Raw genomic sequence first — 25,573 nt, forward strand, 5'->3', positions numbered from 1 at the left:
CCTTTTTAGTCGTTTAGTAATTTAGTAAACTACTAGATATTTAACGCTAGTATAAGTTAAATCAGTTATAAATGCAAAAAAACAGTTTAAGCAACATGTGCTCAAACTGTTCTTTACTATCATTATTTGTTTTGGCAGAATCATTGCGCGGAAATCGCAATACCGATCGCTTTTTCACCTAAATGGCTACCAATAACAGGACCAAAGTGGCCGATCTCGATTTCTGCTTGCGGATATTGTTTTTGTAATTTTGCTTTTTCTTCTTCTGCAACTTCAAGATTATTCGCATGGATCACATATAATTTGACCGGTGGTTTGATCTCTTCATTTCGTTTACCAATGATTTGTTCCGCACGTGCAAAAGCTTTTTTGCTGGAACGGATCTTCTCGAATAAAATGATTTTTCCATCTGAGAAAGTCAAGATCGGTTTGATTTTCAATAAGCCACCGATAAGTGCTGCGCCATTCGTCAAGCGTCCACCACGGACAAGGTTGTTCAAGTCATCTACGATCAAATAGGCATATGTATTGTCTCTGATTCGATCGACATGCGCTAAAATAGCTTCAAGTGAATAACCTTTATCATTTAAGTCTAAAGCAGATTCTACCATATGGCCCATGGGCATACTAGTGATTTTAGAATCATAAGGAACAATCGTCATATCTTTGACGTCGTCTTTCATCGCAAATAGCGTATTGACGAACCCAGAGATCCCACTTGATAAGTGGATACTTAAGATCGTATCGTATCCTTTTTCCTTTAGTTCTTCATAAAGTGCTAGAACTTCACCTACTGCAGGTTGGGAAGTCGTAGGGAAATCTTTACTGTTTTTCAACAGCCCGTAATATTCGTCTGCTTCAATGTCAATGCCTTCGTTATAGATCTTGCCATCTAAGATCACAGGGATGGGGATCACATATAAGTCAGGATGGTTCTTGATACGTGTTGGCAGGAAAGCTGTACTGTCAGTTACGATTGCTAATTTCATTTATTTAAGTTCCTCGTTTCAAAGAATTTTACCAGTCTTTAATACTATATCATAAGTAAGAAAATATTTGAACCTTTGTCCGGATTATAGAAAAAGGAACCCATGTTTTTTATCAAAATGCAAAGATTTGAACCTTTCATCCTCTTCTAAAAGAAATAAAAGCCAAGACTAGAAATATCTTTTCTTACGTCCTGACTTATTATTGGAATATTGATGATTGATCGATTGAATGGTGCTTGTTAAAATCATATATTACCGTTTGAAGCTTTTGACCATTTGCATAGCATTTCTACCAAATTGTGCAAACAAGAATGTCAAACCGCCAAAGCCGCCGATCACGACACAATAAACGACTGCGTGCGCTTTTGAAGTCATGGATAATGACAGACTCAACACAAAGAAAAGAACGCAACAAAGGAGTAACATCACCATAGTCGAACGGAACGTCTTCAAGAAAAATTGACTGATCTTGGCAAATGGTGAGATGCGGTATTCTTTTGATAAATAAAGATACCCGCGAACAAATACAAAAGCGAAAGCCAATGTATTTGACAAACTCATGCCATATCCGCCGAACAAAGCTAGCCCGATTGCTTGGAAGACCACTTTTAAGATAATCGCTTCTGTCGTCAGTTTGATTGCGACCAAATGATGATTCAATGATTGAAGCATCGTTGATAAGATCGTAAACAACGAGAAGAATAAGGAAGCCAATAGCGCCATTTGGAAGTAGCCCACACTCTCTGGATCATAGCCAAAGAACAATGTATATAATGGACCTGCCAATAATGACATCCCTGCGAGTGAAGGTAACAAGATCAGCAAAGCAATCGAGAAGCTGTCCCCTACTGTTTTTTCAATTTGGAGACGGTCTTTTTTTCCTAAAGTACTTAGGATCGGTAAACTACTGATTGCGACTGTTCCGACCATTGAAATCAAGATCAAGGTCAACTTATTTGGATTGACCGATGCACGACTGAACAAAAATTCAAGTTGTTGATCCGCAATTTCTGGTCTGAAAAGATGTAAGAAAGGTTTCATCGTGACTTGATCGATCATTTGGACGATCGTAATCACAGAACCGACATAGATAAACGGTAACGTTTCTCGAATGATCGAAACAGACGCTGACCGATTGTCTTTTTGGAAATAGCGACTAGAGATCCAAAAATCCTTTAATCGGAAATAATCGTTTTGTCGTCCGACAACAAACATATGACCAATAGCAGCAAGCCCTCCAAAGAATGAAGCAACTGTACTGATCAAGACCGCTTGTACGATCGTCCCATCTGTCAGCACGCGTAAATAATACGTACCAGCTAAGATGACGATCACACGGATCACTTGCTCGATGATCAATGAAGTACCATAAGGACGCAGATGGTTTTTCCCTTGGAAGTAGCCTCGCATCGCACTTAAAATCGGAATGGCGACTAAAGAAGGACATAAACTACGGATTGCTAAGATCCCATTATCCACATTCGAGATGGGACTGATTTTTGCCAAAGCTGGCGCAAACAAATACATCAAGATCGCAGAGAGGATCCCGATCACGAACATGATGTTGATCGTACTGCGAAAAATGATACGACACGCTTGTTCGTCGTCATTTTTTGTTGCCACAGCGACTTTCTTTGCAATCGCATTTGGAAACCCAACAGTACCTAACATTAGGAAAAGGCCATAAGGTAAATAGCCCACGTTATATAAAGTTGTTGCTAACATGCCGTCTTGATTGTTCCCCATCATACTTAACCAAGGAATCAAATAAACGACACCTAAAACTTTACAGAGTAGATTGGCAAAGGTCAGCCAAAATGTCCCTTGCATCAATTTCTTATTCATACCTGTACCTCAACTATTTCTATTTAGAATAAACATCTTCCCTATTATAACAAAAAAAACTTGAAGGACAACTCGTTGATGAAAACAAAAAAATAAGCTTCTCCATTTTTTTGAGAAGCTTAAGAAATTCTATAACATTGACAATAAAAACACAGAAGCTAGACCAGTGATGACAGATAAAGCCATTGAGCGTGTCTTATAGGCTACACCTACGACCAGTATCATAGCTGCGATTTTGATATTCCAAGCGATATCTAAATGTTCGTGAGTGATAAACACATCCTTGAAAGCTAAAGCCGCAAATAAAGCGACTGGTACATACTTCATCCACTCACTAAACCATGCAGGCACTTTCCGGTGTGTGAAATAAAGCATTGGAAAAACTCGTGGAATATAGGCAACGACAAATAAGCCGAGAACCAGTAACAACAAGTACCATTCAGTCATGATGTTGGACCTCCTGTTCTGGGAAATGGAACAATGGTTCATTCAAAGCCTGTTCCTTTTTACTAGATTTCTTTTCTCTTTCTTTCTTGAAGGCACGCTCGACTGCAAAACCAGCAGAGGAAGCAATCAGTGTCGCGACGATCAACCCAAAAGTATTTTGGAATAAAACCATAAAAATGACACTTAATATACCCGAAAAGAGTCCAGTGAAAATCAACAAGGCATTTTTCATTTGCATGACGAACATAAAAATAAACATGGCAGTTAAGGCAAAGTGGACCAAGTCTGTATCCACCCGAATCACGGATCCAAAAAGATTTCCGACCATGTTACTGATCGACCATGCGCCCATCGAAAACCAATTGACATATAAGGCTTTTCTTTTATCCCAAGTGGGATCAGTTGAATATTTTAGATAATTGACTGCATAGTTTTCATCATTCAATGATTGAGAAAACACAGCTAAAAAGGAACGCTTTTCTTTCTTCATAAAGCCTGAAAGACTCGATCCTAGCAAAATATACCGTAGTTCTAAGAAAAAAACCATCAAGAGTGTGGTTGAAAGAGGCGCTTGTGTAGCCAACATTGAAGCAACCAAGAATTGTGCGCCGCCAGAAAATACTAAGATGGATAATAAACCTGCCAAGAGTGGATCAAAACCAACTTGTTGTAGTAAGACCCCACAAGCTAATCCAACTGGGATATAACTGAGGCAAAGTGGCAATGCCGCATGTAACGACTGCTGCCAAGGCGCCCGTTTCTGTTTATTCATTAACGATATCTCCTTCAATTTACAACAAATAAATAGCGGACTTATTGTAACACAAATAAATAAAAATGTAGCCGTTTTAACGAAAAACAACATAATATTTTTCTCATTTTTAGGGAGAAAAATGAAAGAAAATCATCAAAAAAGAGGATTTTCCCTGCTTTTTTGATGATTTTAAATGAGTATAAGGTATTTTTTTTTTAACAAACAATCATTTTAAAGTTAAAAATAACACAGGTTTTTATAATTTATTCGAGTGTCCTTGTGTGATTCGTTTGCGTTCTTGGGATGTTAGAATAATTTGGATCATATTTGTCCGTTTCGATATAAATATAGATTTTTTTATCATTTAATTGTTCACGAATCGTCCGTTCGATGTCATTGATGATCAGATGTGTTTGGTATTCTGTCTCTTGAAGATCGATTTTAGCGGCGACCAAAATTTCGGTTGGCCCTAAATGGACGGTTTTGATATCGATGACTCGATTGACTTCACCTCGCTCAAAAGCACGTCTGATTTTTTTCAAATCTGAGGCGGTCACACTTTCACCAATGATCAGACTATAAAATTCTTTTGCAAGAAAAATCGCAGCACCCATCAATAAAAATCCGATCAATAGACCACTGATCGCATCAAAAGCAGCAATCCCTGTCACCATCGTCAATAGTGTACCAACTAATGCTAAAACAAGACCGATCACTGCACACAGGTCTTCTGTGAAAATCACTAAGATCTCGCTGTGGCGACTTTCTCGCAAAAAACGCATCGTTGAAAGATTTTCAGTGTTTAATTCACGGATCTCTTTCATGGCGATACGTAACGAACTGCCTTCTACTGCTAAACCAAATAAGAGGATCAGAATAACGATCCATGGATTACCAACTTCATGGGCGGGATGTGTCAGCTTTTCGAAAGCTTCCATCACACCAAGTGCGCCCCCACCGAAAAACAACATCATAGCCACGATCGTACTAAAAAAGTATTTTGCGCGTCCTTCGCCAAATTGATGCAAGTCACTCTGGCCACGATTTGCTCGTTTATCGCCCACTAAAAGCAACACTTGATTGCTACAGTCAACAATACTATGGATACTTTCATTCAACATTGCCGCACTACCACTGATGGCATAACCGACGAACTTGCTAAGTGCAACTAAAAGATTGGCACCCAACGCAGCAAGTACTGAAAACATGCCGCTTTTCTTTAAATTTTCCATGATTTTTCATCCCTTCACTTAAAAAATATCAAAGAGTATCTAGATTGAAGATAACGGTTTGCTCATCTTTCAGAATGGTTTCTTTGGCACCTACCCTAGTATTTTTACCATCTACAGAGAACATCCAATATTTTTTTTCTTTCTCATTTTGTTGATGGCCATTGATCGAAGTGATAAAGCCCATATCTTCTTCCACTGTAAAGTTTTCTTCAAGTACTGCTAATAAGTTTTGTCCAGTTTTGAAAATGACTTTTTTTATCAGTTTATCTTCCCCATCTTCTTGTAAAGTGATCGTTGCTTGTTCGTCTCTAACGAGTGATGAAGTTTGTTGATCTGTTGGTTTGGATGTTTGATCCGCACAACCACTAATGAATAATAGCATCGTCGCAAAAATAATAAGACTAGTTCCTATCTTTTTCATTTTGTCCCCCCTTTTCATAGAAAAGTTTGTCATCCATAATCGATGAAGCTCTCCAAATAAAAATAGACAAGCCGGAACAGCCGCAACTGTTAAAAACAATTTTGGCTGTTCCGGCTTATTTCGGCTGACTACTTCCGTCACAACCTCTTTCATTGATCAACAAGTGTAAAAAATACTATCAAGTTTTGCGTACCATCAAGGGAACTAAAAACTCGTAATTGATGAAGAAATCGATCACTGAACGATGATAGTCACCGGAAGAAATCGCTAAGTCTGTCTGTGTTTGATCGTTAAGTGAAATTTGGAGTGACTGTCCTTTATCAAGTAACACTTTATAAGTCGTGCTATCTAATTTTTCCATATCATATTGCGGATTTTTCATAGCAACGATAAAAATATCGTCTAACACTTCTTGCGTAGCTGGGAACTTGCTGGCAATATCTAATCGTAGTGGTTTTGTATTGTCTAATAGTGTTTGATCTACTGTAAAGCCGAGTTTGCGCGCATAGGCAAACAATTGGTTCAGCTTGTGGTTGAAGATCGTGATCTGGCTCGCTGAAAACACGCGCTCGACCGACCAATGACGGATCAATGCCAATACTCGGTCATCATCGATCTCGATCGTCATGTGTTCTGGGGAAACTCGCATCAAATTGATGGATTCTACCTGGTACCGTTGATCAATCGTAGGTAACACAAAGGAGAACATCAACTCTTTTTGCGGAGTCAAACTATAATTGATCGAAAAATATCTAGTTTCCCAGACATCGTATGCTTGTTTGGATAACTCCAAGCCAGTATCATTCAATGGTTTTAATAATTCGTAAGCAAAGTATTCGATCAAACTCGTCTTAGCAATCGTAGAGAGCGGTGTATCTTCTAAGACGTAGCGATGATAAGCGACTAATAATTCATTAAAGTCCGCTTCGATCAAGTATTTACGTAGACGTAGATCAGCCAGCTCTTCTTCTGCTGCTGCAATCAAATTAACGATGTCTTCATGATCATTTTGCTTACCCGAAAGATATGCTTGGTTTTCATTGACTGCATGTTCGACCGTTGAGCGATCATTGCCCGATTGGTTCGTTGCGTTCGGGACGATTTTTTCTTTTTCATGGATTTTTGCTTCTTCGCGTGTTTCCATTACCTCATTGTCTATTTCTTCTTCATTGACTTGGATTTCTGCTAATGGTTCGCTTGTTCCATGCTCTTCAGGTGTTAGCACTTGGTTTTCTAATTCTTCTTGTTTTGTCATCACTCGTCCCCTCCCTCTTCGACTAATTCAGGGTTTTCACTGCCAAGGTACGACATCAAGAAACGATGGATCGACTGTCTGAAACCTTCCATTTCACCAAAGTATTTTTTTATTTGTCGTTGTTCTTTTTCAACGATTGCGGCACGTAATTGGTCCGCTTTTTCTTCATGTAATAATGATTGCTTTTGTTCTTGGATTTTTTCTGGCTCTTCGATATACGGAAGCCATCCTAATTTTTCATTTTCTAAGGCTTGTTTTTTTTGTTCCAAAGCCTGGATCTCTTCGTCTATTTTTTTACGATTCAAAAAGCCCTTTGTATCATCTAAATCTGTGATCTGACGGTCGATTTCTTTGATAGCATCATCCAAACGATCGATCTCAGTTTTCGCAGTGATTACTTTTGCCTCTAACTCATTGATTTGTTTATCGTAATCAAGCGTTTCTTTCGTTGCATATTTTTCCCATTCCTCATCGATTTGTGGCAACACAAAGATCTCAGGTAAACTAGCGTCAATCCCGATTGTTGGACGTTCATGATAATACGTCCCGATCTGGTAATAACTCATCGTTGGTGAAATAGTCTCTGTGTGCACCATAAAAGGAAACTCTTGCAAGAAACGGTCATGGATCTTGCGCATCAACAGCTGATCGATCTCATGATTTTCATTCGAGCTCTTTTTAAGCTCATCATTCAAACGTCCATTGTATAACTGATAGATCGCGGGAATGTTTTCTTCGCGGACTGCTTGTTCAAAAGCTTGCAGATCTTCTAATAATTGAGAAAGATTCATACTCGCTTTTTCTTTGATATCGTAAAACGAAGATGCTTCCTCATATTCATTTTCATCATGGTGTTCATTCATCTCTGGGTCTATCATAGCTTACTTGCCTCCTCATGCTTTTGAACGCATCAATTTTCATCAATTATTCTATGTAATTCAATAGTATCATTTTCTAAGTAAAAAGTGTTACTAAGTATGCGCTGACTTACAATAAAAATTACTTTTTACGGGTTGAACTGGAGATTCAAAAAATATAAAAGAGCGGGACGTCGATTCCCCGCTCTTAGCATTATTTTTTGGGTAAATCTCTAGTAGTGAAATGGATGCGTTGGTTCTCATCTCTTGTGAGCAATGTTTCTTCGTTTAAATAAGAAAACTTCAATTCATTCAGTTCGCTATCTTCTAGCATATGCTCATAGCCTGTAAAAATCGAGCGTATATACTGTTTGTACGCGTTTTTCTTTTTTTGTCTTTTTTTCATGGGACACCTTCCTTATCAAACCTATCATACCAATGAATGACTTCTTAGACAAGCATGATTCTTCTGTTTTTTCTTTGAAATTTCTTTACATACTCAATTGATAGTTGACGAAACCTCTAAAAAATGAAAAAATGCGAGAGTAGCTAAGGAGGGAAACAAGTGAAAAAAATTGGTTTTGACTCAGAGAAGTATATTGAAGAGCAATCTGCGTATATCCTTGAACGTGTCCATCATTATGATAAGTTGTATCTGGAATTCGGTGGAAAATTAGTCGATGACAAGCATGCAAAACGTGTCTTGCCCGGATTTGAAGAAGATGCAAAAATCAAATTGTTGCAAAAATTACGTGATCAAGCTGAGATTTTGATTTGTGTGTACGCAGGTGATATTGAACGGAATAAGATTCGTGGCGATTATGGCATTACTTATGATATGGATATCTTGCGTTTGATCGACGAATTACGTGGATATGGTCTATCGATCAATAGCGTGGTGATCACTCGTTACAACGGACAGCCAGCAACAAAAGTCTTCATCAATAAGTTGGAACGCCGTAATATCAAAGTATATAAACACGCTGAGATCGAGGATTATCCGATCAATGTCGAAAAAATCGTGTCAGAAGATGGTTTTGGGAAGAACGAATACATTGAAACAACAAAACCGATCGTCGTTGTGACAGCGCCTGGACCAGGTAGTGGGAAATTAGCCACTTGCTTGAATCAACTGTATCACGAAAGCCAAAAAGGCAATGCGGCGGGTTATTCTAAATTTGAGACTTTCCCAGTATGGAATGTCCCATTGAAACATCCATTGAATATTGCCTATGAAGCAGCAACCGTCGATTTAAAAGACGTCAATATGATCGATTCTTTTCATTTTGATGCCTACAACAAAGTAGCGGTCAACTATAATCGTGACGTGGAGACTTTCCCAGTCATAAAGCGGATCATCGAAAAAATCACTGGCAAAGAATCAGTCTATCAATCGCCTACCGACATGGGTGTCAACCGTGTAGGTTTTGGCATTATTGATGATGAAGTCATTCAAGAAGCGTCAAAACAAGAAATCATCAGACGCTATTTCCAAACAGCTTGTGACTTTAAAAAAGGATTGACGGATGAAGATGCAGTGAATCGCATCAAATTGATCATGGAAGAAGTCGGTTTGCGTCCAGAAGATCGCAAAGTCGTAACTCCTGCCCATGAATATGCTAAAACGAGTCAAGCTGCTAGTACAGAACCGATGGCTGTTATTGCTATCGAACTCCCAGACCAAGTGATCTTAACTGGTCGAACTAGCCAATTGATGGATGCTTCTGCTGCGGTTGTATTGAACGCTATCAAATATTTAGCGCATATCTCAGACGAGATCCCATTGTTGTCACCCCTCGTTTTAGAAACGATCCAAGGATTAAAGAGTAAAGCATTACATTCTTCTATCGATACGCTGAATCTCAATGAAGTATTGATTGCTTTATCGATCAGTGCAGTCACCAATCCAATCGCCCAAGTTGCTTATGAAAAACTAGCAGAACTTGAAGGCGCTCAAGCACATTCAACCGTGATGATCAATAAGAACGATGAACAAAATCTTAAACAATTAGGTATCGACATCACGAGTGCACCAGTTTACCCTTCAGAAAACTTGTATTATCAATAAAAACTTCAAAAAAGCGGGTTGAAAATCACTATAATGATTTAGACTCGCTTTTTAGTTGCTTTATTCTGTAACAAGAAGCTTTTTACTAGATAAAAACCAGTCAGTTGATTCTTTTAATTAATTGCTATTTCACACTATTCCCCTGTTTTCTCACGTTATATTATATTCGTTATTTATGTATACGCTTTAGTCTAAAAATCTCATGAAATTTCGCTCAAAAGATTCGTATTCTATAAAAATAACATGTAGAATTAAACGGAATTTGGTAAGGAGTGATTTTTTGTGAGTCAGTTTATTGGAATTATTGGTTTACTTTTTATTTTTGGATTGGCGATTTTGGTTAGTAGTGATCGAAAAGCCATTAAACGCAAACCGTTAGTCATCATGCTAGTTTTACAATTTGTGTTTGGTTTTGTTTTATTGCGAACGACTTTTGGTACAGCAGTTGTCTCAATGTTGGCAAAACTATTTGACCATTTATTGGCATTTGCTGGAGAGGGCGTTGATTTTGTATTCGGTGGCGTAGCAAACGCTGGTAGCTTCCCCTTCTTCTTGAATGTGTTGATGCCGATCGTCTTTATTTCTGCAATTATTGGGATTTTACGTTATATCAAAATCCTCCCGCTATTTATGAAAGCTGTTGGATTAGGCTTGAGTAAAATCAATGGCATGGGAAAATTAGAATCCTATAATGGTGTTGCTTCAGCTATCCTTGGGCAATCTGAAGTTTTCATCTCGATCAAAAAAGAATTACCTTTCTTAACAGAAAAACGGTTATTCTCAATGAGTGTTTCTGCCATGTCGACGGTTTCGATGTCGATCGTTGGTTCTTATATGGCACTGATCGATTCAAAATATGTCATCACTGCGTTAGTATTGAATCTTTTCGGTGGGTATATCCTTGCATCGATCGTGAATCCTTATGAGTTGGATGAAACAGAAGATGAACTAGTGATTGAAGAAGACAAAGAGCAAACATTTTTCCAAATGCTAGGCGAATATATTTTAGACGGTTTCCATGTGGCGATCACTGTCGCAGCGATGTTGATCGGTTTCGTTGCATTGATTGCGATGATCAACGCGTTGTTCAATGGTATTTTTGGGATCACATTCCAACAAATCTTAGGTTATATTTTTGCACCTTTTGCCTTTATCAGTGGGATTCCTTGGAATGAAGCAGTTGATGCCGGTAGTATCATGGCAACTAAATTAGTGACCAATGAATTTGTGGCGATGACCGAATTATCAACCGGTACATTCGAGTTTACTGAACGAACAACTGCTATTCTATCTGTCTTTTTAGTTTCATTTGCTAACTTCTCTTCAATTGGGATTATTTCAGGAGCAATGAAAGGGTTGAATGAAGAAAAAGGAAACTTAGTGGCAAAACATGGGTTGAAAATCTTGTTCACTGCCTCATTGGTTAGCTTTTTAAGTGCGATCGTTACAGGTATTCTCGTATAAACTTTCAATTAAATAAAGCTTCAAGTATACTGAACTTAGCTGATTGGGACAGATCTTCTGTTTGGATTAGTTAAGTTTTTTTATTTAAATGATCAGGTTTCAACTTTTCGGTATATATTCATTCTATTATTAGCCATTCGTTTGAACTTTTAGAAAGGAAAATGACGTATGAACAGATGTTATGTATTTATCGGGCCTTCTGGTTCCGGTAAGACGAGTTTGGCACAAGCCGTATTTTCTCATCAACAAAAAATCATTACTTATACGACTCGCCCACCTCGTATAAATGAACAAGATCAAATCGACTATCATTTTGTTTCTAAAGAAACATTTGAACAGATGATCAAACGTCAAGAATTTGCCGAATGGGATGAGTACGCCAATCATTATTACGGTTCGAGCAAACAAGAGATCTTATCATTTCTTGCACGCGGTGATTGTTACACGATTCTTACCGCTTCAGGCTTTTGGCACTTGTATGAAACATTCGGTGACTGTATCCAGCCGATATTTATCACGGTGTCAAAAAAGGTGTTAAGCGAACGCCTTCATTTACGTGGGGATGCACCAGATAAAATCCAACAACGCTTAACTCTTTTTGAAAAAGACCAAAGAGAACTGGAAAAATTGAAAAACGTCCCTACATTGATTATTTTTGAAAATGATCAAAGTTTGTTGATCGAGGCAAAAAATTTAAAGCAAGCCATCCGAGAAGCGGAACATCGCTAAACAGGTGATTTGCTTTTTTTAACTATTCATAAACGTTTTTGATACGCTTTTCGTTCGCCATGTGTAAATGGAAACTCGATCATTCCACAATAACTGAATCCGGCGGAATAGATCGTTCGTTCCATTGGTTGGTTCGTCGGAAAGGTATCGATTCGAACGTCGGTAACTCCTTGATAGGCGGCGACCGTCAACAAATGTTCTAATAACTGTTTCCCTATCTTTTTCCCTCTGATTTTTTGATCAAGTGCGACTCGATGAATCGAGAGATACTCACCTTCGCCTTCCCACTTTCCGTCGATTGCAGTATATACTGGATCAATGCCGGCAACAAGCGAGGCAGTCCCAACGATGACTCCTTCATCAATCAAGACATAGCTTTCTTGTCGTTTGATATCCTTGTTTATTTGTTTTTCTGATGGTTTTTGCTCCCCTTGCCACTGAGGCAACCTTTGTTCAGCAAGATATGCTGCTGCTTGATCAATGATTTCCATGACTCTAGGTAAGTCATTCGGTGTTGTTTTTCTAAGGTACATATATTCGCTCCTTTTTTATTGAGTCGTGATCAGTTCATATAACTTATCTACCCTTGAACCACTACGCAGCCAGTCTGTCGGATGTTCCAATAACTGACTGACTAATTCGAGGTGATGCATCAGAGTCCACTTTTTCAAGACACCTAAGCCAGGAAATTTTTGTTGTCGATAAAGACTGACTAATTCAAGTAATCCTTCGGTAATAAAAATTTGTTGATGGTTCTTCATCAACCAACCATACATTTTATTTGCTGCTTCTATAAATTTCAACGCCTGATCTTTCGCAGAATCATTGCTATCTGAAACAAAGTGTTTGATTCGAAGATTTCCATAAGCATCCACATATGTAAGGTGCAAGGCAAGCGCTCGACTTGGAAAACCTTTATCAAAATAGCGGCTTCCTTCAATCGTAAAATCAGAAAAACCGTTGTAACCATCGATTTGATAGAAAAGATGATCGTCACTGAAGAAATCATCATTTTTTTCTGCATAAGATTCTACATGACGTCTCGTTTGGAATTGGTCGCGGACAATGATCTTATTTTCAGGCAACTGCATACGCAAGCGACTGGAATCAGGAATGAAAAAAGTTGCGTTTGTCGCGATTAAATCTTGCCAAATAGCCACCTCTCTTGGCTGATGTTGGCCATCAAAAATAATAAACGGCGGTGGTGTTTCGATCACTTGTTCATAATTACTTGGTGTAATGATCTCTGCCTGTGCTAACGAGCTATTTTCACTGACTGCCCACGTGTGGATGTGTTGTTCAAATAATTTGAACTGCCCCACTTGAGGATTTTTGATCACGATCAATGGATGATTCTTTTTTTGAAACAATTCGATGATATTTTTTAATGTCGCGGAATCACGTACTGGCTCAATGATTGGTTGGACTTGAGAGGACAATAGACCTCGATTCAAGCTTTCCTTCAAAGCTAGTAAATCGAATTGTTTGCCACGTAAATAAGGATAATACATAGATTGTTCACTCCAATGGTTCAGTTGGCAGGCGTCGAATATGGCGTTGTTGGCGCAACCATTCCTGTTCTTGTTGCAAGGCACGATTTTCTTCTTGTAAGTCATTGATTGCTTGGTTTTCGATTTCTTCGATAAAGCGTTCATAGTAGCGCTCTTTTGAGAATGGATCTTGCGTTTCAGAACGTTTTTTCAGTTCTTTGTATAACTGTTCTGATGGGAAGTATTTTACCCCACGCTCCATCTGTTTTGCTTTTCTGACTTCCCTGAATAAAGAGGCCATAAAGCGATTGGTCAATGCGTCTTCAGCTACTCCTAGTTCTCGACGCATCGCTTTTTTGGCAATGACAAAGGTTCCAGGAACCGGCATCTCCTCTTCTACTGCATAAGAACGATAAACTAATACACCGATCTCTGGTGGGATCTCGCCTTGGACTTCTTCATATAATTTTCTAGGTAAAACAAAATAATTATAATGACCGACAAAAGATAGTTTAGCGGTTGACCGAAAGTCTGCTTTTGTGACTTTTAGCTCGTAACAGCGCCATTCTCTTGTTCCATCAAATTTTGTCAGACAACTTAATGTGTCAACGATTCCATGATCATCAGGCATCGTTACTTCCTCGACAACGATTCCTCCTTGTTCGATACAATAATGATACAACGATGATTCAAGCTCGATCGTTAAAGGAGTTTTCATCAGCTCCACCTCCGAACATACTTTCGCCTTTTCATTTTACCTGAAAAAGCGGAAAAATCCAACTGTCATTTTTATTTTTTACTCATCCTTACTATTTCCCAATCCGATAACCACATAGAAAAAACGAAAAATGCAGATCAAATGTCACATTTTTCGTTTTTTCTTCTAAGTAATCCCTTATTCATTCTCTATTCCAACTGGCAGATGAAATAAGCCGTTTTGTTCAAATAATTCACCAACCTGGAACAGTAGATCTTCTCTTCCTCTGGCAGCCATAAACTGAATGCCAAGCGGTAACCCTTTTGCACTGAGATGCGTCGGTAAACTGATTGCTGGTTGCCCTGTCAGATTTGCTAACTGCGTATAAGGTGTGATCGTCAAGCTCTCCTCGAACATCTCAGAAACGACTGCTAACCCTGCGTCTGCGGATAGATGTGGCATCTCAGCCATCTGTTGACGTATCAAGTCACTTTGTAAATCAGCGTCGACTTTCGGTGCAGTATCCGCGGTAGTTGGTGAAAGGAACAAATCAAAGGTTTCGAATAAAGTCTCCATGGTAACAGCTGCATGATCCCATACGTGTAATGAATGGACATAGTCTGCCGCGGAAAGTTTCTTGCCATACTGCCATAGTGTCCATGAGATCGGTTCAAGCTCGTTAGTTTCAACTCCTCGTTGCAAGCCTTTTTCAATCGATTCGATCATTGCGGCTGTTTCAGCACCATTCATTTGGTAATACGAATTGATCAATGTGCGCCCATCTAAAGGATAAGGCATTTCAACGATCTCATGTCCTGCTTGTTCAAGAAACATCATTGCTTTTCGAACAGCATGCTGCGCTTCTTCACTCACCTTCGTGCCGATTGGAGAATCAACACAGACCGCGATTTTCAACCGTTTTTTCACAGGGTGTTGTTGCCAAAATGCGGGTGCTACTTGATAAGGTGCACCACTGTTTGTTCCTTTTAAAGCTTGGAACAACGCTTTCGTGTCTCTCATCGACACAGTAAGTCCGAAATCGATTGCCGCTCCTTGCCAACCACGCCAAGCATTTGGCCCCACAGGCATCGTTCCTCTTGATGGCTTCAAGCCAATCAAGCCAGTAAATGAGGCAGGGATACGAATGGATCCGCCACCGTCACTTGCCCCAGCCATTGGCACGATTCCTGCGGCAACCGCTGCCGCCGCCCCACCACTTGATCCTCCCGGAGAATAATCAAGATTCCAAGGATTCCGTGCCGGACCGTATAACTGTGGATCAGTGATATTTTTAAAGCCAAACTCTGGTGCATTGGTTTGCCCAAAAGGTACTAAACCGGCCTTTTCTACTGCTTGGACATAATTCGAGTTTTTTGATGCTCGATGCTGTTCAAAAATCCGTGAACCAGAAGTTGCCAACCAGCCTTTTTTTTCCTGTCCTAGCATTTTCAATGGAAAAGGTATGCCAGAGAGTAACGAATGATTGTCTCCTTGCACATGCGCCTTATTTGTTTGGGCTTCGCTTGATTCCTCTGTGACGAACGCATTGATCTCTGGATTGAGTTTTTCGATTTTTTTCTTTGTTTCTTGATAAAGTTCTTCTGAGCTGAATTGCTTTGTTTTTAAACCATTCGCAAGATACGTCGCATCTTTCATGTCGTCTCCTCCTCTTTTGTTGCTATTTTCTCATATGCTGGAAAAAGCAACAATGTTTACGCTTATTTTATTCCTATGATAGAAAAAACACTTGAAGCAAATGACTGCTCCAAGTGTTTGTCTTGTTCTATGGATTAAAGAGAGATTACGACATCGAACGTAATTTTCCACGAAATTCATCGATTGAACGATAGCCTTTGTCAGCCATGATCGCTTCCAGTTCTTTTGTGATACGGTCGAAAATAGCAACGCCTTCTTTGTGAAGTTCTGTTCCGATCTGTAGCATACTTGCACCACACAACAAATGTTCAAATGCATCTTGTCCATTGCGAATACCACCGGTACCGATGATTTTGATTTCTGGTTTTAAGCGTGTGTAAAACGCACGTACATTTGCTAATGCTGTCGGTTTGATATACTCGCCACCTAATCCACCAAACCCATCTTTTGGTTTGATAACAGCTGTCTCAGTATCCGTATCGATATAAAGACCATTCCCAACACTGTTGATCGAATTGACATAAGCGATCGGATATTGGTTCAAGATCTCCGCCATTTGATCAAAGTGTGCAAAATCAAAATAAGGAGGTAGTTTGATTCCCAATGGTTTTGAGAAAACCTGAAAGACTTCTTTCAATAAAGTGGCAGTTGCCTCGAAATCATACGCTAATTGTGGTTTTCCAGGAACGTTCGGGCATGAAAGATTCAACTCAGTGATTCCTTGATAATCACTTTCTTCGATCAGCTTCAACATCTCCAAATTTTCTTCTGCACTCATACCAGCAATCGAGAAAAACAATGGTTGTTCTTCGCCGTGTTCTTTCTGATAAGCCAATGCATAATCTAAATAATAAGAAAAACCTAAGTTTGGTAAGCCCATCGAGTTGATACTACCAAGTGGCACATCATAATAGCGTGGTTCAGGATTGCCAGCTCGCTCATTGATCGTACAACTTTTAGTGATAAAAGCACCTGCACTTGATTGCGCAAGTTCATCTAGCTCTGTTGTAGTCATGCAATGGACACCAGAAGCGTTCATTAAGGGATTTTCAAAAGAATGATTTAAGAAAGTAGTCGTTAAGCTCAAGTTTTTCTCTCCTTTTAATAAAGCGTTTTTTCTAGTGTATCATTTAAGCGAACAAAATCAATAAAAATTTTTTCAAATGAAGCTTAATCATCGATTTCAGTAGACAAAATTTCTCCTGTTTGACTATTGATTTTTACATTTGTCGTTTGGTTGCCGTTTTTGACTTTTACATCCCAATAAGTAGTTCCTAGCTCTTTATCAAGGTCCCAATCTGTCGCTGTGCCTCCGCCAACTTTTTCAACTGCGATTTTTCCGGCTTCTTCAATTGAGATCAGGTTACTTACATCTAAAGCATCTTCAGATTTTTTCTGACCATTTTGCTCGTCACGATCTAATCTTTCTGGATTTTCTGCATCAAGTTGTTCATCGTTTGCATTGATCCTTACTGAATATTCGTTTTCGTCATCGACACCTTCGATTTTGTAGAAATAGCTGCCCCAATCACTGTCTAATTCTAAACTAGTAACTGCTGCGTCAGGGTATTTATTTTGGAATAACTCGATTGCTCGTTCTACAGAAACTTTGATCTCTGGATTTGTAGATTGTGAAGAAGAAGCCTCACTTGAGCTAGTCACTGAGTTAGCTGTTGAACTGTCTTCTGACTTGTTTGTAGAAGAAACAACTGTTGTTTCTGAAGTTTGGGTAGTCGTACTTGTTGGTGTAGTTGTTTGGTTCTGCTGGCAGCCTGCCAAAAATAGTAAAGAAAATAAACCTGTAAAAATAACTTTTGATTTCATAACGATTCTCCTTTTTATTTGGTAACTACTAATCAGTATACCTAAAAGAGTAGATACTGTCAGCCAATACCCTAGAAAATCAGTCTCCAGTCTGATTTTCTATCAAAAAAAGAACCTGTTTTTACTTATCATCGTAAAAACAAGTTCTTCACTTTTATATAAAAAAACAACATACTGCTTGGTTAATTTCGATGCATTGGCATCTCATTGTTTCCAGGATGAACTAACAAGTATTGGATCACATCGATGTTACTTGATTCAAATGATGCGGCACATGCTTGTAAGTAAAGATCCCACATGCGATAGAAACGCTCGCCCATTTCTTCTGTCACTTGTTGCTGTACGTCATGGAAATTTTTCGTCCAATGTTGTAAAGTCCACTGATAGTCACGACGTAAACTTTCAAGATCGATCACTTGTAAATCATTTTCCGTGATATCCTCGATCAATTCCGCCACACCAGGCACATATCCTCCTGGGAAAATATATTTGTTGATCCAAGCATTCGTTGCGCCACCTTGTTGTCGGCTGATTCCGTGGATCAAGGCAGTTCCTTTCGGTTTTAACAGATCTTTGACTACTTTGAAATATTCTGGCAGATTATCTGATCCGACATGTTCAAACATCCCGACACTCGTGATATGATCAAATGTCTCCTCTTTCATGTCACGATAATCCATTAGAAAAACACGACATTGGTCTTCTAGGTGCTCTTCTTTGATCTTATTGGTAATAAAGTTGTATTGCTCTTCGCTTAATGTAATGCCTGTTGCTTTGACATGGTATTCTTTTGCAGCAGTAAATAGCAATGTTCCCCAACCACAACCAATGTCCAACAGCGTTTCCCCTTCTTTGAGGAATAACTTATCTAAAATATGATGCACCTTATTGATTTGCGCTTGTTCAAGGCTATCTTCCGGTGTATTGAAATAAGCACACGAATACGTCAATGTTGGATCAAGCCATAACCGATAGAAATCATTGCCCAGATCATAGTGGGCGTGGATGTCCGCTTTATTTTGTTGCTTCGTGTGTTTTTCTTTTTTAGGCAGCCATTTCAGATAATCTTTGCTCCGCAAGAAACTATCCGCATGTTGATAGGCATCGTTGATCAAGGCTTGGATGCTGCCCTCGATTTCGATTCGTTGATCCATATATGCTTCACCTAAAGAAAGTGAGGCATTTTTAGTCAACTCTTTGATTGGGATTTCTTCATTGAAAGTGATTTTGATTTGTGGAGGGTTATCGGTATCTCCATACTGTTTCGTTGTTCCATCCCAATACACGACTTCTACTGGAAGTGAAAAAGAGTGTGAAAATAGTTGATGATAGATTGTTTTTTCTAACATAATGATCCTCCTAAAAACAAAAAGTACACTATTACGTTATACCTATTTTGTCAAAGAATCAACAGATTACATGTAATAAATAAAAGCTTTTTGAAAATTTCAGAAACAAAAAAGAAGAATGTAACGGCCCCCACATCTCTGTTTAAGCCATTGACATTCATCTTTTTTTTATTCGATCATACTTGGATTGCTTTCGAATCTTTGAATCCTGTTTTAGCAAAGATCCATAGTAACAAGAGAACTGCTACTGTCGACTGGATCCCCATCATCCATATAAAGTCAAAATGAATGAAACCGACCAAGCCAGCAATGATTGAACTCACACCTAAAACATTCAACATTAGATTTGCACTCTCTTTGAAGGTACTAATAGAAGAAAATTTACTTTTTCTTGTTAGCCATAAGAAGAAGGCCGCGCCGAACAAAATCAAGGCGGTCATGATAAACAATAGAATACCTAGGGTCAAGCTGTAAGATAAAATGATCATCGGACGATTGCTCGCATAAAATTCATTCTCTAAAAACTGTTCAAACTCTTGCGGACTCGTGATTCTTGCGAAATCAAATGAGGAAGGATACGACATGGAATATTCTCTTATTCGCCCGTCCTCTTCTTGACGGATCGTCCAACGGGTATCTTCAAAGTTGATCGATGCTCCTCTTTCTACCGTTTCTTCAGTAGTCAACGCTGTGCCGATGATGACATCATTGGTCACGCTGATGATCTCTGATTCGGCAGATAATTGCCCATTCGACAGTTGAAGCTCTCGCAGACGGTCAACGCCTTTTTGGTCGATCAATGTATTCACCGATAAAAATTGTTCCATCGGGATCGCAGAGACTTGATTCGCATAAAATAAAGTGACTGGCATGACCATAAAAGAAATCAAAAAAAGGAAGATCACGATAAATTTTGGCCAAGTGAGCTGTTTTCTGCCTAAAAACAACTGTTTTGGACTTCTTAAGCTTGAAAAGTAATTGAGTGGAAATTTATCCATAGCAAACGACTCCTAACCTTTGGTACCGCCTGATGTCAGTCCGGTCACAAAGTTTTTTTGTAAAAAGAAGAACAATAAACAAATTGGAACAGCAATCAAAATCGCTCCTGCCGCAAACAGTGAAACACGTTGGTTGGTCACATCAGAGATAAACGTTTGTAACCCAACAGCAACTGTTTGGTTTTCTGGTGTACGAAGGAGGAAACGTGCCAACATGAAGTCACCGAATGGTCCCATGAATGCCCAAAGCGCTTGAACGGCGATCATTGGCTTCACTAATGGCAAGACGATCTGTCCGAAAATCCTAAAATGACCAGCACCATCTAGTTTTGCTGATTCATCTAAATCGATTGGTACTGTATCGAAGTACCCTTTCATTAACCATGTATTCATCGGGATCCCGCCACCGATATAAATCATCGTCAAGAACCAGTAACGGTCTAAGGCACCTAGTAGAAAGGCCATCACGTAAAAGGCGGTCAATGCTGCCATTGTTGGCACCATTTGGATCACTAGAAAGAACATCAAGCTCGATTTTCGTCCGATGAAACGGTAACGACTATACGTGTAGCCGGCAAGTGTGACGACCGTTACTTGAATGACCATTGTCAACACAGAAATGATCAAGGTGTTCTTATACCAAGTACCATAAAGTGTTTCGTTGAATAATCGAGAAAAGTTATCCAACGTCCAATCACCGGTTAGATCTAAACTAAAGGCTGCGATATTTCCTGATTTGAAGGCAGTACTTGCCGTGATCAATAACGGATAGATGATAATGATCGATAATAGGATCAAAAATACATAAGTGAAAAAATGCGAAAGTCTCCGTTGGAACTTAGCACTTGTACTAAATTTTTTCATGACTAGTCCTCCATTTTGAACGCATTAGTTTTCTTGAATACCAACAGAGAAACGGCAATCACGATCATTGAAATGATCAAAGTGATAGCTGAGGCCATCGAATATTGCGGAGACGTCCCTGTGGTCAATTTATAGATCCATGAAATCAAAATATCCGTTGAGCCTGCGCCACCACCGACACTTCCTGGTCCACCATTATTGAAGAGATAAATCATGGAGAAATTGTTGAAGTTCCCTGTATATTGTGTGATGAACGTTGGTGCTGCGACAAGAAAAATCGCTGGAAGTGTAATGCTTGAGAAACGCTGCCAGGCATTCGCACCATCGATTTTTGCTGCTTCGTACAGATCTTCCGAAATCGATTGTAAGATCCCTGTGACCATTACATAGATATATGGGAAACCTAACCAACCTTGGATCAAGATGATCGCAACTTTTGTCCAATTCGGATCAGTCTTCCAAGGAACAGAAGCAATGTCAACAAAGGGGAGATTATTCAAGAATGGGATGACTTGAGTGTTGATTGCTCCAACACTGTCATTGAAAATATTCGAAAAACTCATGATTGTGATAAATGCTGGAACTGCCCATGGTAAAAGGAAAATGATACCAAAAATACGCTTGAACTTGATGAATTTCTGATGGGCGATCACTGCTGTGAATACGCCTAGCGTGATTTGTAGAGTAGTCGCACAAAGCGTCCAGATAACTGTCCAAGAGAAAACCGCTACAAACGTATTACGATAAGAACTCAAGAAGAAAATACTGAAAAAGTTTTCGGCACCTACCCAGTCGATCAAGCTTGCTGGTGGAATGTGTTTGAAATCGTAGTTTGTAAATGCAGTAAATAATGTCACTAAAACTGGGAAGATGATCGTGAAGATCATCAGTAAATATGCTGGAAGTGTCAAGAGATAAGGAAAGCCTTCATCACCTACATTATGTATGACTTCCTTCATTGTCCGATTGATCTTTTTCCCTTCTTTTCTCATAATTGCGACACGCTTTGCGTCTAAAATATTAATGAAATAAAAAAGTAAAAACAAAGCAGTCAAAATCAATTGCAAAGTTCCTTGGATCAAAATAAATAATGAATGGTCTTCCATTGGCACGCTACCTAATGTCACTAACCCAACTAAGGATTGAAAACCGCCTAAAACCATTTGGATGATAAATCCGATAAATAGTGCTAAAAAGATGATCCCTTTGAACGTTTGCCCATTTGCAAATTGACCTAGTCCTGGAATGATGGAACGGAGCATCGTACCTTTGACGTTGACAGCTGTATCTTCTTGTTGCATGGTGTTCCCCCCTCTTGTTACTTAAACAGGTGCTAAGTATTGAAGCGCCCCTTTTTGTAAAAATTTCCTCTTTCAACAAAGGTAAAACATGGAGCTGAGAAGCAATTTCCTTCACAGCTCCAACCTTTTTGATAATCGTTATGATTTAATTAGTATTTTTGCTCGATTGCTTCACTGATCGTTTTCACCGCATCATCCGCAGATTCTTTCGGTGTTTTTCTACCTGAACCTGCATCGAACATCAAGTTTTCGGCACCTGTCCAAACTTCTGCCATTTCTGGGATGTTTGGCATTGCTTGTGCTGTTTCGTATTGTTCGATCACTGCAGTAGTCAACTCGTCATTTGTTCCTTTTGCTGTTTCACGCGCGGCTTGGTTTGCTGGTACTTCGTTGACCATTTCAAAGAATTTCTCTTGGTTTTCAGTATTAGTCACATAGTCTAACCATTTTTGAGCAACTTCTTTATTCTTAGAGTAGTTACTTACGACCCAACCTTTACCCCCACCAAATGGTTGATAAGGTTCACCATTATTCAATGTTGGAATTTTTGATACGCCATAATTGATGTCATTTTCTTGGTATGTTTGCGCTTGCCATGGACCATCGATGATTGCTGCTGCCTTATTTGACATGAACTGTTGGTTGACAAAGTCGCCAGCACTCTTGATATCTTGCATTCCTTTAGGCCAAACGTTTTGGAACCAATCTGTTGCATAAGTGATTCCTTCAACCGCCCCTGCATTGTTCAAACCGATTTCAGATGGGTCTGTTCCATCTTCACCGAAGACATAACCGCCATAACCTGAAATCAAGCCATATGAATAATAAAAATCAGTCCATTTTGCTAAGAAACCAGTATTTTTACCTTCTTCTGATTCAAAATTAAAGCGTTCATCTTTTGCTAACGCTTCCAAATCTTCGAAAGTTGTTGGTGCTGTATCAACCAAATCTTTGTTGTAGTATAAAAGCAAGGTTTCAATAACAGCCGGTGCGCCGTAGATTTTATCTTCAAAAGTCACTTGCGCTTTATCTGTATCATCGTAATCTGCTTCATTACCCAATTGAACTTCTGCCAAGTGCCCTTGTTGACCTAATGCACCGATACGGTCATAAGCAGCCATCATAACATCTGGCGCTTTTCCAGCGGGGCCATCAAGCGCGAGCGATTCCAATTGTTCAAACATGTCTTTTTCAACTAATTTGATTTCTACGTCGTTATCTTCTTCGAACTTTGTTTTGATCTCATTGACATAGTCTGTATAACCGGCATCAACTGAGATCGTCAATGTTTTGCTATCTTCTTCGCTTGAGCTAGTGGATGATCCGCCATTGCCACATGCAGCAAGTCCACCGATAAAACCTAAAGATAAAGCACCTAACCCTAATTTTTTAAGCAACTGTTTACTCATTTTCTTTCCTCCGATTCTATTCTGTTACTCTTTACAATTTGATTATAAGTCGATAAAAGTTCTATTTGCAAACGCTTTCTCTATGTTACCGATAACAAGTTAACAAAGGATCAAAAATCCATTCGGGTGGATTTCTGCTTTGCCATCTTTTAAGATGTCGCAATTTTGACTGAACAACACATCATTTTCCAAATCGACCATGTATGCTTCCGTCCCTTGATTGAAGTAAGCATGGATCGTTTGCTGATTGAAATGACGAGTTAAATAAAGCTGTTCATTTTTATCATCGACTGATTGCCAAGTCATGTCTCCTTGAATCAATATTTCTTGAATCTGTTTCCGTACACAGATCAATTCTTTCACGAATCCTTTTAGTTCAAGATCTTGTTGATCTTTTTCCCAAATCATACATTTTCGGCAATCTGGATCATCATGACCAGTCATACCAATTTCAGTTCCGTAGTAGATACAAGGTGCCCCTTTTTGTAAGAACATAAAGGCTAAAACGGATTTCATCAACTCTTTGTCCTCTTTACACAAGGTCAAGATTCTTGCTGTATCGTGGGAATCCAAAAGGTTGAATGTTCCTTCATTGACTTGGTCGCGATACAGCATTTGCTGATGGTTCATGCCGCTGACCATTTGCGTTGGCGTGATTTTTTTATGGACAAAATAATCTTTGATGGAATCCATAAAGGCGTAATTCATCACCGCATGGAATTCATCTCCTTGTAACCAAGCTTGAGAAGAATGCCAGATCTCACCTAAGATATAGATATCTGGTTTGATTGAGGTAACTGCTTCTCTGAATTTTTTCCAAAAATGATGGTCGACTTCATTGGCAACATCTAATCGCCAGCCATCGATATCAAATTCCTTGACCCAATACGTAGCAATATCCAATAGGTACTCTTGGACTTCTTGATTCGCTGTATTGAGTTTTGGCATAAATGGCGTAAAAGCGAAAGTATCATACGCTAAGTTTTCAGCTGTATCAGGAACATCAGTCAGTTCATAAGAATCTACTGGGAAGGAATGGATATGGAACCAGTCTTTGTAGCGTGATTCTTCCCCATGTTCGATCACATCTTGCCATTGTGGTGAATGGCTGCCCATATGATTGAAAACAGCATCCAACATGATGCGGATTCCTTTTTCGTGTGCTTTTGTGATCAACTCTTTTAAAAGTTCTTTATCGCCAAACTGTGGATCGACCGCATAATAATCGATCGTATCGTATTTGTGATTAGATGTTGCTTCAAAAACAGGACAGAAGTATATCCCTGTGATTCCTAGGTCGGCTAAATAGTCGAGATGATCGATCACCCCTTGAAGATCGCCACCAAAGAAATCTTCGCGATCTGGATCTTTACTTCCCCAAGGCAACGTATCTTTAGGATCATTTGCAGGATCGCCATTGGCAAACCGTTCAGGAAATATTTGGTACCAAATCGTTTGTTTTGCCCATTCAGGAACCATGAAGAGATCGATTTGTTGGAAATATGGCATACGGAAATAGTAGTTTGCGTTTGCCAATGTTTCCTTTTGATAAGGAAATATCCCTTGATCTCCGTAAAAACAGTCCATTCCATCGATTCCGACGATATGGAATCCGTATTGTAATCTTCTAGTATCACTCGTCAACTCGATTTCCCAATAATCATGAAGAAGTGTACTAAGCCCTTTTTTCATGGGAACTTCTTCTAAATACCAATTTTTTGAAAAAATCGTATACGGATCACCGCTGATCACATAGACCTGTTTGACATCGTCTTTACTGGTACGTAGGCGAATCCGCATAGTCGTGTCGCTATATAAATAGGCAAATTCACTTTCTGGTCGATGATAAATTGATGCAGTATTCATGTTACTCCTCCCTTGTCTTTCAGTTAACAAAAATAACTATAAAAGATAAATCACCGAA

At 39.1% G+C, this 25,573-nt stretch carries 24 protein-coding genes; 3 read left to right on the forward strand and 21 right to left on the reverse strand.

Annotated elements, in window-relative coordinates; translation table 11 throughout:
• Window positions 1-140: 140 nt before the first annotated feature.
• The 9 genes from DOK79_RS13175 to DOK79_RS13215 form a co-directional block, all read right to left on the reverse strand.
• Window positions 141-989 carry a DegV family protein gene (locus DOK79_RS13175; protein ID WP_206854148.1) on the reverse strand — a complete coding sequence of 283 codons (849 nt, stop codon included), beginning with the start codon at window positions 987-989 and terminating at the stop codon, window positions 141-143.
• A 252-nt stretch (window positions 990-1,241) separates the two neighbouring features.
• Window positions 1,242-2,834 (reverse strand): oligosaccharide flippase family protein, encoded by a 1,593-nt coding sequence (locus DOK79_RS13180; protein WP_206854150.1) that lies wholly within the window; start codon window positions 2,832-2,834, stop codon window positions 1,242-1,244.
• Window positions 2,835-2,963: 129 nt separating this feature from the next.
• Window positions 2,964-3,281, reverse strand: a complete 318-nt coding sequence (locus DOK79_RS13185; protein ID WP_206854153.1) for an AzlD domain-containing protein — start codon at window positions 3,279-3,281, stop codon at window positions 2,964-2,966.
• Window positions 3,274-4,053 (reverse strand): AzlC family ABC transporter permease, encoded by a 780-nt coding sequence (locus DOK79_RS13190; protein WP_206854156.1) that lies wholly within the window; start codon window positions 4,051-4,053, stop codon window positions 3,274-3,276. Before DOK79_RS13190 ends, DOK79_RS13185 begins: the two co-directional genes overlap by 8 nt.
• Window positions 4,054-4,298: 245 nt before the next feature.
• A complete protein-coding gene (locus DOK79_RS13195; RefSeq protein WP_206854159.1) occupies window positions 4,299-5,267 on the reverse strand; it encodes a cation diffusion facilitator family transporter in 969 nt (322 codons plus the stop codon).
• A 28-nt stretch (window positions 5,268-5,295) separates the two neighbouring features.
• Window positions 5,296-5,688 carry a DUF4430 domain-containing protein gene (locus tag DOK79_RS13200; protein WP_242543221.1) on the reverse strand — a complete coding sequence of 131 codons (393 nt, stop codon included), beginning with the start codon at window positions 5,686-5,688 and terminating at the stop codon, window positions 5,296-5,298.
• Window positions 5,689-5,866: 178 nt separating this feature from the next.
• Window positions 5,867-6,943, reverse strand: coding sequence for a hypothetical protein (locus DOK79_RS13205; RefSeq protein ID WP_206854162.1), 1,077 nt, complete (start codon window positions 6,941-6,943; stop codon window positions 5,867-5,869).
• Complete coding sequence (locus tag DOK79_RS13210) at window positions 6,943-7,821, reverse strand: viral A-type inclusion protein (protein ID WP_206854165.1); 879 nt, start codon at window positions 7,819-7,821, stop codon at window positions 6,943-6,945. The genes DOK79_RS13205 and DOK79_RS13210 overlap by 1 nt, the downstream gene beginning before the upstream one ends.
• A 193-nt stretch (window positions 7,822-8,014) precedes the next feature.
• A complete protein-coding gene (locus DOK79_RS13215; protein ID WP_010735437.1) occupies window positions 8,015-8,206 on the reverse strand; it encodes a hypothetical protein in 192 nt (63 codons plus the stop codon).
• Between the two features lie 159 nt (window positions 8,207-8,365).
• Here DOK79_RS13215 and DOK79_RS13220 point away from each other — a divergent pair, with 159 nt between their 5' ends.
• The 3 genes from DOK79_RS13220 to DOK79_RS13230 all read left to right on the forward strand — a co-directional run bounded on the left by DOK79_RS13220 (window position 8,366) and on the right by DOK79_RS13230 (window position 12,061).
• Window positions 8,366-9,868 carry a DUF1846 domain-containing protein gene (locus tag DOK79_RS13220; RefSeq protein ID WP_206854167.1) on the forward strand — a complete coding sequence of 501 codons (1,503 nt, stop codon included), beginning with the start codon at window positions 8,366-8,368 and terminating at the stop codon, window positions 9,866-9,868.
• A 282-nt stretch (window positions 9,869-10,150) separates the two neighbouring features.
• The gene (locus DOK79_RS13225; RefSeq protein WP_206854169.1) at window positions 10,151-11,332 is read left to right on the forward strand and encodes a nucleoside transporter C-terminal domain-containing protein; all 1,182 of its coding nucleotides are present in this window, start codon (window positions 10,151-10,153) and stop codon (window positions 11,330-11,332) included.
• A gap of 168 nt (window positions 11,333-11,500) precedes the next feature.
• Entirely contained in the window at window positions 11,501-12,061 is a 561-nt protein-coding gene (locus DOK79_RS13230; RefSeq protein ID WP_206854170.1) for a guanylate kinase, read from the forward strand.
• Between the two features lie 26 nt (window positions 12,062-12,087).
• Here the strand turns inward: DOK79_RS13230 and DOK79_RS13235 are convergent, their stop codons facing one another.
• The 12 genes from DOK79_RS13235 to DOK79_RS13290 form a co-directional block, all read right to left on the reverse strand.
• Window positions 12,088-12,594 (reverse strand): GNAT family N-acetyltransferase, encoded by a 507-nt coding sequence (locus DOK79_RS13235; RefSeq protein WP_206854172.1) that lies wholly within the window; start codon window positions 12,592-12,594, stop codon window positions 12,088-12,090.
• A gap of 15 nt (window positions 12,595-12,609) precedes the next feature.
• The gene (locus DOK79_RS13240) at window positions 12,610-13,572 is read right to left on the reverse strand and encodes a sce7725 family protein (protein ID WP_206854174.1); all 963 of its coding nucleotides are present in this window, start codon (window positions 13,570-13,572) and stop codon (window positions 12,610-12,612) included.
• A 7-nt stretch (window positions 13,573-13,579) separates the two neighbouring features.
• Window positions 13,580-14,269 carry a hypothetical protein gene (locus DOK79_RS13245; RefSeq protein ID WP_206854176.1) on the reverse strand — a complete coding sequence of 230 codons (690 nt, stop codon included), beginning with the start codon at window positions 14,267-14,269 and terminating at the stop codon, window positions 13,580-13,582.
• Window positions 14,270-14,446: 177 nt separating this feature from the next.
• The gene (locus DOK79_RS13250) at window positions 14,447-15,904 is read right to left on the reverse strand and encodes an amidase (RefSeq protein ID WP_206854178.1); all 1,458 of its coding nucleotides are present in this window, start codon (window positions 15,902-15,904) and stop codon (window positions 14,447-14,449) included.
• 145 nt (window positions 15,905-16,049) lie between these two features.
• A complete protein-coding gene (locus DOK79_RS13255; protein ID WP_206854181.1) occupies window positions 16,050-16,991 on the reverse strand; it encodes a dihydroorotate oxidase in 942 nt (313 codons plus the stop codon).
• Window positions 16,992-17,074: 83 nt separating this feature from the next.
• On the reverse strand, window positions 17,075-17,728 hold the full coding sequence (locus DOK79_RS13260) for a PepSY domain-containing protein (RefSeq protein WP_206854184.1): 654 nt from the start codon (window positions 17,726-17,728) through the stop codon (window positions 17,075-17,077).
• Between the two features lie 182 nt (window positions 17,729-17,910).
• Entirely contained in the window at window positions 17,911-19,077 is a 1,167-nt protein-coding gene (locus tag DOK79_RS13265; protein ID WP_206854186.1) for a class I SAM-dependent methyltransferase, read from the reverse strand.
• Between the two features lie 176 nt (window positions 19,078-19,253).
• Window positions 19,254-20,075: a maltodextrose utilization protein MalA gene (locus DOK79_RS13270; RefSeq protein WP_206854191.1), complete on the reverse strand. Its 822-nt coding sequence runs from the start codon at window positions 20,073-20,075 to the stop codon at window positions 19,254-19,256.
• A gap of 12 nt (window positions 20,076-20,087) precedes the next feature.
• The gene (locus DOK79_RS13275) at window positions 20,088-20,939 is read right to left on the reverse strand and encodes a sugar ABC transporter permease (protein WP_206854194.1); all 852 of its coding nucleotides are present in this window, start codon (window positions 20,937-20,939) and stop codon (window positions 20,088-20,090) included.
• A gap of 2 nt (window positions 20,940-20,941) precedes the next feature.
• Window positions 20,942-22,240 carry a carbohydrate ABC transporter permease gene (locus DOK79_RS13280; RefSeq protein ID WP_206854197.1) on the reverse strand — a complete coding sequence of 433 codons (1,299 nt, stop codon included), beginning with the start codon at window positions 22,238-22,240 and terminating at the stop codon, window positions 20,942-20,944.
• Between the two features lie 149 nt (window positions 22,241-22,389).
• Window positions 22,390-23,649, reverse strand: a complete 1,260-nt coding sequence (locus DOK79_RS13285; RefSeq protein ID WP_206854199.1) for an extracellular solute-binding protein — start codon at window positions 23,647-23,649, stop codon at window positions 22,390-22,392.
• Between the two features lie 99 nt (window positions 23,650-23,748).
• A complete protein-coding gene (locus tag DOK79_RS13290; RefSeq protein WP_206854202.1) occupies window positions 23,749-25,515 on the reverse strand; it encodes a glycoside hydrolase family 13 protein in 1,767 nt (588 codons plus the stop codon).
• Window positions 25,516-25,573: the final 58 nt, after the last annotated feature.

This window comes from Enterococcus sp. DIV1094, assembly GCF_017316305.2.
GTDB lineage: Bacteria > Bacillota > Bacilli > Lactobacillales > Enterococcaceae > Enterococcus_B > Enterococcus_B mangumiae.